The 13869-nt window shown below is 57.7% G+C and carries 11 protein-coding genes; 2 read left to right on the top strand and 9 right to left on the bottom strand.

What is annotated here, in order from left to right:
- Nucleotides 1-44 precede the first annotated feature (44 nt).
- The 9 genes from bamA to rpsB form a co-directional block, all read right to left on the bottom strand.
- Complete coding sequence (gene bamA / locus U6037_RS05555; RefSeq protein WP_150650252.1) at nucleotides 45-2420, bottom strand: outer membrane protein assembly factor BamA; 2376 nt, start codon at nucleotides 2418-2420, stop codon at nucleotides 45-47.
- A 74-nt stretch (nucleotides 2421-2494) separates the two neighbouring features.
- The gene (gene rseP, locus U6037_RS05550) at nucleotides 2495-3847 is read right to left on the bottom strand and encodes a sigma E protease regulator RseP (RefSeq protein WP_322846068.1); all 1353 of its coding nucleotides are present in this window, start codon (nucleotides 3845-3847) and stop codon (nucleotides 2495-2497) included.
- Nucleotides 3848-3901: 54 nt separating this feature from the next.
- On the bottom strand, nucleotides 3902-5092 hold the full coding sequence (gene ispC, locus U6037_RS05545) for a 1-deoxy-D-xylulose-5-phosphate reductoisomerase (RefSeq protein WP_322846067.1): 1191 nt from the start codon (nucleotides 5090-5092) through the stop codon (nucleotides 3902-3904).
- Nucleotides 5089-5895 carry a phosphatidate cytidylyltransferase gene (locus U6037_RS05540; RefSeq protein WP_322846066.1) on the bottom strand — a complete coding sequence of 269 codons (807 nt, stop codon included), beginning with the start codon at nucleotides 5893-5895 and terminating at the stop codon, nucleotides 5089-5091. Before U6037_RS05540 ends, ispC begins: the two co-directional genes overlap by 4 nt.
- Nucleotides 5895-6650, bottom strand: a complete 756-nt coding sequence (gene uppS, locus U6037_RS05535; protein ID WP_127926008.1) for a polyprenyl diphosphate synthase — start codon at nucleotides 6648-6650, stop codon at nucleotides 5895-5897. Before uppS ends, U6037_RS05540 begins: the two co-directional genes overlap by 1 nt.
- Nucleotides 6651-6664: 14 nt before the next feature.
- Nucleotides 6665-7222 (bottom strand): ribosome recycling factor, encoded by a 558-nt coding sequence (gene frr / locus U6037_RS05530; protein WP_007908855.1) that lies wholly within the window; start codon nucleotides 7220-7222, stop codon nucleotides 6665-6667.
- Nucleotides 7219-7962: a UMP kinase gene (pyrH, locus tag U6037_RS05525; protein WP_003222124.1), complete on the bottom strand. Its 744-nt coding sequence runs from the start codon at nucleotides 7960-7962 to the stop codon at nucleotides 7219-7221. Before pyrH ends, frr begins: the two co-directional genes overlap by 4 nt.
- A 208-nt stretch (nucleotides 7963-8170) precedes the next feature.
- Nucleotides 8171-9034, bottom strand: coding sequence for a translation elongation factor Ts (gene tsf, locus U6037_RS05520; protein ID WP_249485200.1), 864 nt, complete (start codon nucleotides 9032-9034; stop codon nucleotides 8171-8173).
- 190 nt (nucleotides 9035-9224) lie between these two features.
- Nucleotides 9225-9962, bottom strand: a complete 738-nt coding sequence (gene rpsB, locus U6037_RS05515) for a 30S ribosomal protein S2 (RefSeq protein WP_003222119.1) — start codon at nucleotides 9960-9962, stop codon at nucleotides 9225-9227.
- A gap of 373 nt (nucleotides 9963-10335) precedes the next feature.
- On the opposite strand from rpsB, the gene map reads away from it, so the two are divergent.
- On the top strand, nucleotides 10336-11118 hold the full coding sequence (map, locus tag U6037_RS05510; protein WP_008081693.1) for a type I methionyl aminopeptidase: 783 nt from the start codon (nucleotides 10336-10338) through the stop codon (nucleotides 11116-11118).
- 41 nt (nucleotides 11119-11159) lie between these two features.
- Nucleotides 11160-13862, top strand: coding sequence for a [protein-PII] uridylyltransferase (locus U6037_RS05505; protein ID WP_242204920.1), 2703 nt, complete (start codon nucleotides 11160-11162; stop codon nucleotides 13860-13862).
- Nucleotides 13863-13869: the final 7 nt, after the last annotated feature.

The raw sequence follows: 13869 nt of genomic DNA, 5'->3' as shown, positions 1-13869 counted from the left end.
ATGCACTCCTACAAAATCCATTGTCGTTATCTTGGGTCAGACGCTTAGAACGTCTGGCCGAGGGAGAATTGGAACACTTGAGTTTCAGCCTCATCCGGCTTCTTGATCGGCATGGCCAACGCGAAGCTCAGAGGACCCAGTGCGGTGACCCAGGTCACACCCACACCCACGGAACTGGCCATGTTGCTCAGGCTGATGTCGTTGCACTTGGTGTTCGACGACGAGCCATTGGCATTGGTAGTGTCCTTGCACTGCGAGTCAAATACGTTACCCACATCCCAGAATACCGAAGTACGCAGGGAGCGCTGATCTTTCACGAATGGCAGCGGGAACAGAACTTCGACACCACCCTGGATCAGGACGTTACCACCGAACGGCAGCGGATCCTGGTCCGGGTCAGCCAGCGTGCCCGGGTTGGTACCACGGCTCGGCGTACTGCGTGGGCCGAGGGTGCTGTCCTTGAAGCCACGAACCGAGTTGAAACCACCAGCATAGTAGTTTTCATAGAACGGCAAGCCATCGGTCCCGCCGTATCCGTCGCCATAACCCAGCTCGGTATGCAGACGCAGGGTGTAGTTCTCGCTGATCGGCTGGAACAGCTGACCGCGATAATCAAGCTTGTAGAACGACAGGTCGCTGCCCGGCACGGTGGTTTCCAGGGTCAGGCTCTGGGAACGGCCACGGGTCGGCAGTACGCCTTTGTTCAGGGTCGACTCGGACCAGCCGGCCGACGCCTTGAAGTTCAGGTACTTGTCGCCTTCCTTGTTAACGAAGTCGAAAATCTCGTCAACGGTGTAGGTACCGGTCTTGATCTCGTCCTGTTGAACCGACAGGCCAAAGGTCAGACGCGAAGTTTCGCTGATCGGGTAGCCAACGTTGACGCCGGCACCCAGGCTGTCCACCGCATAGCTTGCTACATCGACGTCGAGATCTTTGTAGTCAGTGGTGCGATAGAACGCGTTGTAACCCAGGCTCACGCCATCGGCGGTCCAGTACGGGTCAACGTAGCCGAAGTTGTAGCGGCTCTGGTATTCGCTGCGGGTCAGGCCGATGCTGACGCGGTTACCGGTACCGAGGAAGTTGTTCTGAGTGATCGAACCACCGAGGATCAGACCGGCGCTCTGGGCGAAACCGACGCTGGCGGTAATCGAACCGGAAGCCTGTTCTTCAACGGCGTAGTTCACGTCAACCTGATCGTCGACACCCGGGACAGCCGGAGTTTCAACGTTGACTTCTTTAAAGAAGCCCAGACGCTCAAGACGGGTCTTGGACTGGTCGATCAGGTAGGTCGAAGCCCAGCCGCCTTCCATCTGACGCATTTCACGGCGCAGCACTTCGTCCTCGGACTTGGTGTTGCCACGGAAGTTGATGCGGTTGACGTAGGCACGCTTGCCCGGATCGACAGCGAACAGGATGTCAACGGTATGGTCGTCATCGTGTGGCTGCGGCACGCCGTTGACGTTGGCGAAGGTGTAACCCTCGTTACCCAGACGACGGGTGATCAGTTCAGAGGTGGTGGTCATCAGCTTGCGCGAGAACACCTGACCTTTCTGCACCAGCAACAAGGACTTGACCTGATCTTCAGGGACCTTCAGATCACCGCTGAGCTTGACGTCACGAACGGTGTATTTCTCGCCTTCGGTGACGTTGACAGTGATGTAGACGTGCTTCTTGTCCGGGGTGATGGACACCTGGGTCGAAGCGATATCCATATTGATATAGCCACGGTCCAGATAGTAGGAACGCAGACGCTCAAGGTCACCGGAAAGTTTTTCACGGGCATATTTGTCATCGTTCTTGAAGAACGACAGCCAGTTGGTTGTTTTCAGCTCGAACAGGTCGGTCAGGTCTTCCTCAGGGAAAACCGTGTTGCCCACCACGTTGATGTGCTGAATGGCGGCAACAGTGCCTTCGTTGATCTTCACTTTCAGACCAACGCGGTTACGCGGTTGCGAGACCACTTCGGTATCGACCGTAGCCGAGTAGCGACCTTGCGCGACGTACTGACGCTGCAGTTCGTTACGCACACCTTCGAGGGTGGCGCGCTGGAAGATCTCGCCTTCGGCCAGACCGGATTGTTTGAGACCTTTCATCAAGTCTTCAGTGGAGATCGCCTTGTTGCCTTCGATCTCGATACTGGCGACCGACGGACGTTCGACGACCGTGATGACCAGAACGTTGCCTTCGCGGCCCAGCTGGATATCTTGAAAGAAACCGGTTTTGAACAACGCACGAGTGGATTCCACCAGGCGACGATCATCCGCCTGCTCGCCGACGTTCAACGGCAAGGCACCAAAGACACTACCCGCGGAGACCCGCTGGAGGCCATTGACGCGAATATCAGAGATAGTGAAGGACTCGGCGTGAACTTCGGCGATCATCAATACGGTGAGAACCGCAGTTAGCAGCAGACGTTTCATGAAGTCCTTTCTTATTCCAACTGGCAATAAACAAACTGCCGCAAAATGCGGCAGATTCGCAATTCAGCGAAGCGTTACAGTCGACCCAGATCGTTGACCAGAGCAAGCAACATCACCCCGACCACCAAACTGATACCGATCTGTATCCCCCAACCTTGCACCCGATCCGACAAGGGACGACCACGCGCCCACTCGATCAGATAAAACAACAAATGCCCCCCATCCAGTACAGGAATGGGCAGCAAATTCAGAACGCCCAGGCTAATACTCAGATAAGCAAGGAAATTCAGGAAATCAGCGACGCCCGACTGGGCAGAAGCGCCCGCCACTTTAGCAATGGTTATCGGTCCACTCAAGTTTTTTACCGAGAGCTCACCGAACAGCATTTTCTTTAGCGAATCGAGAGTCAGAATGCTCATGGTCCAAGTGCGACGGGCACCCTCGCCAATCGCAGCCAGAGGCCCGTAACTGACCTCACGAATCATCTCCGGTGGCCAGTCGACAGCTTTTACACCTGCCCCCAGATAACCGCTTGGCGATTTGCTTTCACCGCGCGCCGCCAGCGTCACAGGGACGTCGATTTGAGCACTGTCGCGCTCGATACGCAGCATGATTTTGGTATCAGGACGCGTACGAACGGTATCGACGACTTGCTGCCAGTCATTCAGCGCCTGACCGTCGAGCGCCAACAGACGGTCGCCAGTCTTCAGGCCAGCCGCCTGAGCCGGGCCTTTCGGATCGAGTTCGGCGAGTACTGGCGGCAAAGCAGGACGCCACGGGCGGATACCCAAAGAGCGGATCGGATCCGGCTCATCAGCACCTTTGAGCCAGTTATCCAGCTTCAGCTCACGCGGCGTATCCGCACTCGAGCCCTGCTCACGCACGAGCAACTGCAGGGAACCGCTTTCGCCAAGGCGTCTGACCAATTGCAGATTGACCGCTGCCCACCCGGTAGTCGGTTCACCATCGACAGCAACGATCTCCTGCCCCGCGCTCAGCCCGGCACTAGCGGCAATACTGCCGGTTTCAACTGCACCGATGACCGGACGCACCTGCTCGCTGCCAAGCATGGCCAACACCCAGAAGAACACCAACGCCAACAGGAAGTTGGCAATCGGGCCGGCCGCAACAATGGCGATACGCTGACGCACAGTTTTGCGGTTGAACGACTGATCAAGCTGATCGACCGGCACTTCGCCTTCGCGCTCATCGAGCATTTTGACGTAGCCGCCCAGCGGTATCGCTGCAACCACAAACTCGGTGCCCTGCTTGTCGTGCCAGCGCAGCAGCGGCATGCCGAAGCCTACGGAGAAACGCAGAACCTTGACGCCACAGCGACGCGCGACCCAGAAATGGCCGAATTCGTGAAAGGTGACCAGCACACCCAAGGCGATCAGGGTGCCGGCAATCATATAGAGCGCGCTCATCTACTTTCTCCGCAATCCTGTTCAGTGTCGCGTGTAGCCATTGTGTTGCAAATTCTATCGATCGTGACGCTTCAACCATTGCTCAGCCAGAGCTCGCGCCGTGGCATCAGCCGTAAATACGGCATCGAGATCTGCCAGCGCAACGACCGGCTCAAGGTTCAAGACCTCCTCGATGATACTCGCGATTTCGAGGTAACGGACCCGTCCGTCGAGAAACGCTGCCACCGCCACTTCGTTAGCCGCATTGAGCATCGCCGGCGCACTGTTGCCAGCCTCAGCGGCTTGCCGCGCCAGACGCAGACAAGGGAAGCGTTCTTCATCCGGCGCTTCGAAATCCAGACGCGCGACAGCGAAAAGATCCAGTGGCGCCACACCCGAATCGATGCGTTCTGGCCAGGCCAGGGCATTGGCGATCGGAGTACGCATGTCGGGATTGCCCAACTGCGCCAGAACCGAACCGTCGACATAATCGACCAGCGAGTGAATCACGCTCTGCGGGTGAATCACCACCTCGACCTGCGATGGCTTTGCATCAAACAACCAACAGGCCTCGATCAGCTCGAGCCCCTTATTCATCATGCTGGCCGAATCGACCGAAATCTTGCGACCCATCGACCAGTTCGGATGCGCACACGCCTGATCAGGTGAAACATGGACCAATTCACTCATCGGCGTCTGTCGGAACGGGCCGCCAGAGGCTGTGAGCAAAATCCGACGGACACCTACCGAGCTCAATCCACGGGCAAAATCCTGTGGCATGCACTGGAAAATCGCGTTGTGCTCACTGTCGATCGGCAACAACACCGAACCGCTCTTGCGCACCGCCTGCATGAACAAGGCGCCGGACATCACCAGCGCCTCTTTATTGGCCAGGAGGATTTTCTTGCCAGCTTCGACGGCCGCCAGGGTTGGACGCAGACCTGCCGCACCGACGATCGCTGCCATCACTGCATCGACTTCCGGAGCAGCGGCGACCTGACACAGCCCCTCCTCCCCCACCAGCACACGTGTCGGCAAACCGGCGGCACGCAAATCGTCCTGCAAGCCACGCGCGGCAGCCGCCTCGGGAACCACGGCAAACTGCGGCACGTGGCGCACGCACAAGGCAAAAAGCTCACTGAGGCGCGTGAAGCCACTCAACGCGAAAACCTGGTAACGCTCGGGATGACGAGCAATGACATCCAGCGTGCTCAGACCGATCGAGCCCGTCGCACCGAGAACGGTAATCTGTTGAGGACGACTCACGGTGCAGCCATCCACAGCAGTACGGCAAATACCGGAATCGCTGCAGTCAGACTGTCGATACGGTCAAGCACACCGCCATGACCGGGCAGCAGATTACTGCTGTCCTTGATGCCGGACTGACGCTTGAACATGCTTTCGGTCAGGTCGCCGACAACGGAAATGAAGACGATCAGTGCAGCGCCAAGCAAACCTTTAAGCAGCTCGGCGACGGTCCAGTCGCGGACAAACGCGACAATAGCGGTAATCAGCAGGCTCAGCGCCAGGCCACCATAAACGCCTTCCCAGCTTTTGCCCGGACTGACTTGCGGGGCCAGCTTGCGTTTGCCGAATTTGCGGCCGGAGAAGTAAGCACCGATGTCGGCTCCCCAGACCAGCACCATCACTGCCATGATCAGCCAGTTACCCAGCGGGTACTGCTTGATCTGTACCAGACCTTGCCAGGCCGGCAGCAGAATCAGCAGACCGATCACCAGTTTGGTTGCTGCGCTGGACCAGTGCACGCTGGAGCGCGGATAGGTCAGCACCAGCCAGGTCGCCACCGCCCACCACAACACAGACGCACCCAGCACCCACGGAGCAAGCCCGGGCAGGATGTACATGATAAACAGCATGAACGCGACTACAGCGGCAAAACCGACACGGAACGCTTGCCCGGTAAAGCCTGCCAGACGCGCCCATTCCCAGGCACCCAAAGTCACGACCAGACCGATAAACAAAGCAAAACCGGAGCCTTCCAGCAGGAAAAACCCGCACAAGGCAATCGGCAGCAGGATCAGCGCAGTGATGATTCGTTGTTTAAGCATTAAACCCGGGCTCCAGCTTCGATCTGTTCGCTCGTTTTACCGAAGCGACGCTGACGCGAAGCGAAATCGGCCAGCGCAGTACGCATGGCATCGTGTTTGAAGTCCGGCCAGAACAGGTCGGAGAAGTACAACTCGGCATAGGCCAGTTGCCACAGCAGGAAGTTGCTGATGCGATGCTCGCCACCGGTGCGGATGCACAAGTCGGGCAATGGCAGATCGCCGGTCGCCAGACAGGTTTGCAGCAGATCCGGGGTGATGTCTTCCGGACGCAGGTGTCCGGCCTGAACTTCACGCGCCAGACGCTGAGCCGCTTGGGCGATATCCCACTGACCGCCGTAATTGGCGGCGATCTGCAGAATGAAGCGGTTGGAGCCGGCGGTCATGGCCTCGGCTTCGCGCATCGCCGCCTGAAGCTCAGGGTGGAAGCGCGAACGATCGCCAATGATGCGCAGGCTGATGTTGTTGTCGTTGAGGCGCTTGGCCTCTCGACGCAATGCCTTGAAGAACAGATCCATCAAGGCACTGACTTCATCGGCCGGGCGCTGCCAGTTCTCACTGGAAAACGCGAACAGGGTGAGCACTTCGACCTTGGCCTCAGCACACACCTCGATCACGGCACGCACAGCATCCACGCCCGCTTTATGCCCGGCGACACCCGGCATAAAGCGTTTTTTCGCCCAGCGATTGTTGCCATCCATGATGATCGCGACATGGCGCGGCACCGCGGACGGCGCAGTCTGCTTGGTCTTGTCCATTAAAAGCTCGAACCTTATACGGCCATCAGATCCGCTTCTTTTTGCTTGGTAGCCGTGTCGATATCAGCTTCAGCCTTGTCGGTGAGTTTCTGAATATCGGCAGCGGCACGACGCTCTTCGTCTTCGCTGATTTCTTTGTCCTTGACCAGCTTCTTCAGCTCGCCCAAAGCATCACGACGGATGTTGCGCACGGCAACACGCGCGTCTTCGGCAGCGCTGCGCGCCTGCTTGGTGAAGCCCTTGCGGGTTTCTTCAGTCAGGGCAGGCATGGAGATCAGCAACAATTCGCCCAGGTTGGTCGGATTGAGGTTCAGGCCAGCGCTCTGGATTGCCTTGTCGACCGCTGCGAGCATGTTGCGCTCGAAGGCGACGACTTGCAGGGTGCGCGAATCTTTTACAGTGATGTTGGCCACTTGAGTGATGGAGGTGTCTGCGCCGTAGTACGGCACCATCACGCTGCCCAGAATGCTTGGGTGAGCCTTGCCGGTACGAATCTGGCCAAAAGCGTGGGCCAGAGAGTCCAGGGATTTTTGCATGCGCTCTTGAGCGTCTTTCTTGATTTCGTTGATCATTGTTGACCTTCCTCGATCAGGGTGCCTTCAGCGCCGCCATGGACGATGTTCAGCAGGGCACCGGGCTTGTTCATGTTGAATACGCGCAGCGGCATCTTGTGGTCGCGGCACAGGCAGATAGCGGTCAGATCCATCACGCCCAGCTTGCGATCCAGTACTTCATCATAAGTCAGATGATCGAACTTCTCGGCATGCGGGTCTTTGAACGGGTCTGCGGTGTAGACGCCATCGACCTTGGTCGCTTTCAGCACGACGTCGGCATCGATTTCGATTGCGCGCAGGCAGGCTGCCGAATCCGTGGTAAAGAACGGGTTGCCAGTACCGGCAGCGAAGATCACGACGTCTTTGGAGTTCAGGTGACGCATGGCTTTGCGGCGATCGTAGTGATCGGTCACACCCACCATGGAAATGGCCGACATCACGATGGCCGAGATGTTGGCACGTTCCAGCGCATCGCGCATGGCCAGAGCATTCATCACAGTGGCCAGCATGCCCATGTGGTCGCCCGTAACACGATCCATACCGGCTTTGCTCAAGGCTTCGCCACGGAACAGGTTACCACCGCCGATCACCAGACCGACCTGTACGCCGATGCCGACCAGCTGGCCGACTTCCAGCGCCATGCGATCCAGCACCTTTGGATCGATCCCGAACTCTTCCGAGCCCATCAGGGCCTCGCCGCTAAGCTTGAGTAGAATGCGTTTATAGCGAGCCTGATAACCACTGCCCTGCTGAGCCATTGCGAATCTCTCCTGCGGCGTATTTAAAATTCTTTGCGAGCTGTTTACAGCTGGCGTTCACTCTAGCTTGGCGCTGCTTCAGCGCCATCGGAACATGGCTTTGTAAGTCAGTTCCAAGCGGAAACCAATTAAAAATTGGCCCCCCATCTGAAAAGAGGCTGCGCGCATAAGCGGGCAGCCTCTTTCGGGCGACAGTTGAAAAACCGTCTTATTGCTTGGCGGCAGCCAGCTGGGCAGCAACTTCTTCAGCGAAGTTGTCGACCGGCTTCTCGATGCCTTCGCCTACTTTGAAGTAAGTGAAGGAAACGATTTCTGCGCCGGCTTTCTTGGCCAGCTCGCCAACCTTGATTTCAGGGTTCTTGACGAACGCCTGCTCAACCAGGCTTGCTTCTGCCAGGAACTTGCTGATACGGCCTTTGACCATGTTCTCAACAATGTTTTCTGGCTTGCCTTTGATCTTCTCTTCGTTCAGCTGCAGGAACACAGCTTTTTCACGCTCGATCGCTTCATCCGAAACTTGCGAAGGCAGCAGGAACTCAGGGTTGCTTGCAGCTACGTGCATCGCGATGTCTTTGGCCAGCTCGACGTCACCGCCTTTCAGGACAACAGCAACACCGATCTTGTTACCGTGCAGGTAGGTGCCGACAACGTCACCCTCTACGCGGACCAGACGACGAATGTTGACGTTTTCGCCAACTTTAGCAACCAGAGCTTCACGAGCCGATTCCTGAGCGGCGATCAGCGGAGCTGCGTCGGTCAGGTTCTCATCGAAGGCTTTTTCTACGCTGGCAGCAACGAAGTTCTTGAAGTCGTCTTGCAGGGCCAGGAAGTCGGTCTGCGAGTTGACTTCCAGCAGCACGGCTACCTTGTCGTTCGATTTGATGGCGATTGCGCCTTCAGCGGCAACGTTGCCCGCTTTCTTGGCAGCCTTGATCGCGCCCGAAGCACGCATGTCATCAATGGCTTTTTCGATGTCGCCGTCAGCCTTTTCCAGGGCTTTCTTGCAGTCCATCATGCCTTCGCCGGTACGCTCGCGCAGTTCTTTAACCAACGCTGCAGTAATTGCTGCCATTTTCAAATTCCTCTTGGATAGGTTTTCAACCATTCCACCCGATCGAACGGGCGTTCAATTCTTCCCGAGCCACCCTTGTTAGCTGCCGCACATTACAAACAGTGCCGTGGGCGCCGACAAATGGTTTTCGAGGTGGCAAAAAGGGGGCCAAGCCCCCTTTTTGCTTACTGAGTCAACGCCAGGGCGTCAATTACTCAGCTGCAGCCTGAGTTTCTTCAGCTGCGAATTCAACAGTACCGCCAGCAACATTGTTGCGACCACGGATAACTGCGTCAGCCATCGAACCCATGTACAGCTGGATAGCGCGGATTGCGTCATCGTTGCCTGGGATGATGTAGTCAACGCCTTCCGGGCTGCTGTTGGTGTCGACAACGCCGATTACCGGGATGCCCAGCTTGTTGGCTTCGGTGATCGCGATGCGCTCGTGGTCAACGTCGATCACGAACAGTGCGTCTGGCAGACCGCCCATGTCCTTGATGCCGCCCAGCGAACGATCCAGCTTTTCCAGGTCACGGGAGCGCATCAGCGCTTCTTTCTTGGTCAGCTTGGCGAAAGTACCGTCTTCGGCTTGAACTTCAAGGTCACGCAGACGCTTGATGGAAGCACGAATGGTTTTGAAGTTGGTCAGCATGCCGCCCAACCAGCGGTGATCGACGTACGGCGAACCGCAACGTGCTGCTTCTTCAGCAACGATCTTGCCAGCGGAACGCTTGGTGCCGACGAACAGAATCTTGTTTTTGCCCTGGGCCAGACGCTCTACGAAAGTCAGAGCTTCGTTGAACATTGGCAGGGTTTTTTCAAGGTTGATGATGTGAATCTTGTTACGCGCGCCGAAAATGTACTTACCCATTTTCGGATTCCAGTAACGGGTTTGGTGACCGAAGTGCACACCGGCCTTCAGCATATCGCGCATATTGACTTGGGACATGATAGTTCCTTAATAAGTCGGGTTTGGCCTCCACGTATCCCAATGACCAACCAGTGGCATATAGCCAAAAGCACCCAGGTCATCGTGTCGACACGTGTGTGGATTTAAGCTTTTCGGGGTATCCCCGGAAAGCGGCGCATTTTATACCACAGGGTGCGCAGAAACGGAACCCGGAATCTGTATTCGCACCAAGGACATGGGCGCAGCCCCCTTGGAATCGGCTCCGAACGCACCATTGTATAGAGAGAAGCGATGCACGCGGGCGCTGAATTGCGCCGTGCGTCTGTTAGAATCGCGTTTTTCAGGGTCGCAAAACGATCACCTGCCACCCTATTCGTATCAGCAAGCGCCGCCGAGCGCAGAGAGAGCCTGTATGACCGTCAACCTCAAAACCCCCGAGGACATCGCTGGCATGCGTGTCGCCGGCAAACTGGCCGCCGATGTGCTGGAAATGATTGCCGAACATGTCAAACCGGGCGTGACCACCGATGAGCTGAACCAGATCTGCCACGACTACATCGTCAACGTGCAGCAAGCCATCCCCGCCCCGCTCAACTACAAGGGCTACCCGAAGTCGATCTGCACTTCGATCAACCACGTGGTCTGCCATGGCATCCCGAATGACAAACCACTGAAAAACGGCGACACCCTGAACATCGACGTCACCGTGATCAAAGACGGCTACCACGGCGACACCAGCCGTATGTTCCATGTCGGCGAAGTGCCGGTCTGGGCCGAACGCCTGTCGCAGATCACCCAGGAATGCATGTACAAGGCGATCGAGATCGTCAAACCCGGCTGCCGCCTCGGCGACATCGGCGAAGTGATCCAGAAGCACGCCGAAAAGAACGGTTTCTCGGTGGTTCGCGAGTTCTGTGGTCACGGCATCGGCAAGGTCTTCCACGAAGAGCCGCAGATCCTGCATTACGGCCGCGCCGGCACCGGCATGGAACTGAAGGCCGGCATGACCTTCACCATCGAGCCGATGATCAACCAGGGCAAGGCCGACACCAAAGTACTGGGCGACGGCTGGACCGCGATCACCAAGGACCGCAAGCTCTCGGCGCAGTGGGAACACACCCTGCTGGTGACCGACACCGGCTACGAGATCTTCACCCTGCGCGCCGATGACACCATCGCGCGCATCTCGGCCTGATCCACACAACGCTCCCAGCCTTATAGAAGGAATGCCAATCGATGCCGCAGGTGGATCCCGAACTTTTCGACCGCGGCCAGTTCCAGGCTGAACTGGCGCTCAAAGCGAGTCCTATCGCGGCGTTCAAGAAGGCGATCCGCCAGGCTCGCGAAGTGCTCGACACGCGTTTTCGCCAGGGTCGCGACATTCGCCGCCTGATCGAAGACCGCGCCTGGTTCGTCGACAATATCCTGCAAAAGGCCTGGGAGCAGTTCAACTGGAGTGAAGACGCCGACATCGCGCTGGTCGCGGTTGGCGGCTATGGTCGCGGTGAGCTGCACCCGTATTCCGACATCGATTTGCTGATCCTGCTGGACAGCGCCGACCACGAAGTTTTCCGCGATTCCATCGAGCGTTTTCTCACGTTGCTGTGGGACATCGGTCTGGAAGTCGGTCAGAGCGTGCGTTCGGTCGATGAATGCGCCGAAGAAGCCCGTGCCGACCTGACGGTGGTTACCAACCTGATGGAAAGCCGCACCATCTGCGGCCCCGAGCGCTTGCGTCAGCGGATGCTCGACGTCACCAGCACCGCACACATGTGGCCGGCCAAGGAGTTTTTCCTGGCCAAGCGTGCCGAACAAAAGGCCCGCCACCACAAATACAATGACACCGAATACAACCTGGAACCCAACGTCAAAGGTTCGCCGGGCGGACTGCGGGATATTCAGACGATTCTCTGGGTTGCGCGTCGCCAATACGGCACGCTGAACCTGCGCGCCCTCGCCGGTGAAGGCTTTCTGGTCGAAAGCGAAAACGCTCTGCTCGCCTCCTCTCAGGAATTTCTCTGGAAGGTGCGCTACGCCCTGCACATGCTCGCCGGTCGCTCCGAAGACCGCTTGCTGTTCGATCACCAACGCACCATTGCCGGTTTACTCGGTTTTGAAGGCGACGACGCCAAACAGGCCGTCGAAAACTTCATGCAACAGTATTTCCGCGTAGTGATGAGCATCGCCCAGCTCAGCGACCTGATCATCCAGCATTTCGAGGAAGTCATCCTTGCGCCGGAAGACGAAGCGCCGCCGCAGCCGATCAACTCGCGTTTCCAGCTCCACGACGGCTACATCGAGGCACGCAACGACAACGTATTCCGCCGCACGCCGTTCGCCATGCTGGAGATTTTCGTGTTGATGGCGCAACAACCGGAAATCAAAGGCGTGCGCGCCGACACCATTCGCTTGCTGCGGGAACATCGTCACCTGATCGACGACAATTTCCGCAACGATATTCGCAACACCAGCCTGTTCATCGAGCTGTTCAAGTGCAAGATCGGCATCCATCGCAACCTGCGCCGGATGAACCGTTACGGCATCCTTGGCCGTTATCTGCCGGAGTTCGGTTTTATCGTCGGGCAGATGCAGCACGACCTGTTCCACATCTATACGGTGGATGCGCACACGCTGAACCTGATCAAGCACCTGCGCAAATTGCAGTACACCCAGGTCTCGGAGAAATTCCCGCTGGCGGCCAAGTTGATGGCCAAACTGCCCAAGCCCGAACTGATCTACATGGCCGGTCTGTACCACGACATCGGTAAAGGCCGGCACGGTGATCACTCGGAGATCGGCGCAGTCGATGCCGAGGCGTTCTGCCAGCGCCATCAGTTGCCGGTATGGGACAGCCGTCTGATTGTCTGGCTGGTGCAAAACCATCTGGTGATGTCGACCACCGCCCAGCGCAAGGATTTGTCCGACCCGCAGGTGATCCACGATTTCGCTCAGGCGGTCGGCGATGAAACCCGCCTCGACTATCTCTATGTGCTGACCGTGGCCGACATCAACGCGACCAACCCGACGCTGTGGAATTCATGGCGCGCCAGCCTGTTGCGCCAGCTCTACACCGAGACCAAACGCGCGCTGCGTCGCGGCCTGGAAAATCCGGTGGATCGCGAAGAGCAGATCCGCCAGACCCAAAGCGCCGCACTGGATATTCTGGTGCGTGGCGGCACCGACCCGGACGATGTCGAGCAGTTGTGGGCGCAACTGGGCGATGACTATTTCCTGCGCCACACCGCCGGCGACGTGGCCTGGCACAGCGATGCAATCTTGCAGCAACCGGTTGATGGCGGGCCGCTGGTGCTGATCAAGGAAACCACCCAGCGCGAATTCGAGGGCGGCACACAGATCTTCATTTATGCACCGGATCAGCACGATTTCTTCGCCGTGACTGTGGCGGCGATGGATCAGCTCAACCTGAACATTCATGACGCTCGAGTTATCACCTCGAGCAGTCAGTTCACCCTCGACACCTACATCGTGCTCGACAACGAAGGCGAGTCCATCGGCGACAACCCGGCACGGGTCAAGCAGATCCGCGAAGGCCTGACCGAGGCCCTGCGCAACCCGGATGACTACCCGACGATCATCCAGCGTCGCGTGCCGCGCCAGCTCAAGCATTTTGCCTTTGCGCCGCAGGTCACCATTCATAACGACGCGCAGCGTCCAGTGACCGTGCTGGAACTGACCGCGCCTGATCGCCCGGGACTGCTGGCGCGAATCGGCGGGATTTTCCTTGAGTTCGACCTGTCGCTGCAGAACGCCAAGATTGCGACCCTGGGCGAGCGCGTGGAAGACGTGTTCTTCATCACCGACGCGCACAACCAGCCGTTATCCGACCCTTTGCTGTGCAGCCGTTTGCAGGATGCGATCGTTGAGCAACTGAGCGTCAATCAGGAACCCGATATCAAACTTTCGCGTATCAGCATTTGATGACGCG

The sequence above is a fragment of the Pseudomonas sp. B33.4 genome (assembly GCF_034555375.1).
Lineage (GTDB): Bacteria > Pseudomonadota > Gammaproteobacteria > Pseudomonadales > Pseudomonadaceae > Aquipseudomonas.
Note: the sequence above shows the minus strand (reverse complement) of the source record. Positions and strands in the feature narration are given on the sequence as shown.

Coding starts and splice junctions, on each gene's coding strand:
- bamA (WP_150650252.1), bottom strand. CDS start 2,420: ATGAAACGTCTGCTGCTAACTGCGGTTCTCACCGTATTGATGATCGCC.
- rseP (WP_322846068.1), bottom strand. CDS start 3,847: ATGAGCGCGCTCTATATGATTGCCGGCACCCTGATCGCCTTGGGTGTG.
- U6037_RS05540 (WP_322846066.1), bottom strand. CDS start 5,895: ATGCTTAAACAACGAATCATCACTGCGCTGATCCTGCTGCCGATTGCC.
- uppS (WP_127926008.1), bottom strand. CDS start 6,650: ATGGACAAGACCAAGCAGACTGCGCCGTCCGCGGTGCCGCGCCATGTC.
- frr (WP_007908855.1), bottom strand. CDS start 7,222: ATGATCAACGAAATCAAGAAAGACGCTCAAGAGCGCATGCAAAAATCC.
- pyrH (WP_003222124.1), bottom strand. CDS start 7,962: ATGGCTCAGCAGGGCAGTGGTTATCAGGCTCGCTATAAACGCATTCTA.
- tsf (WP_249485200.1), bottom strand. CDS start 9,034: ATGGCAGCAATTACTGCAGCGTTGGTTAAAGAACTGCGCGAGCGTACC.
- rpsB (WP_003222119.1), bottom strand. CDS start 9,962: ATGTCCCAAGTCAATATGCGCGATATGCTGAAGGCCGGTGTGCACTTC.
- map (WP_008081693.1), top strand. CDS start 10,336: ATGACCGTCAACCTCAAAACCCCCGAGGACATCGCTGGCATGCGTGTC.
- U6037_RS05505 (WP_242204920.1), top strand. CDS start 11,160: ATGCCGCAGGTGGATCCCGAACTTTTCGACCGCGGCCAGTTCCAGGCT.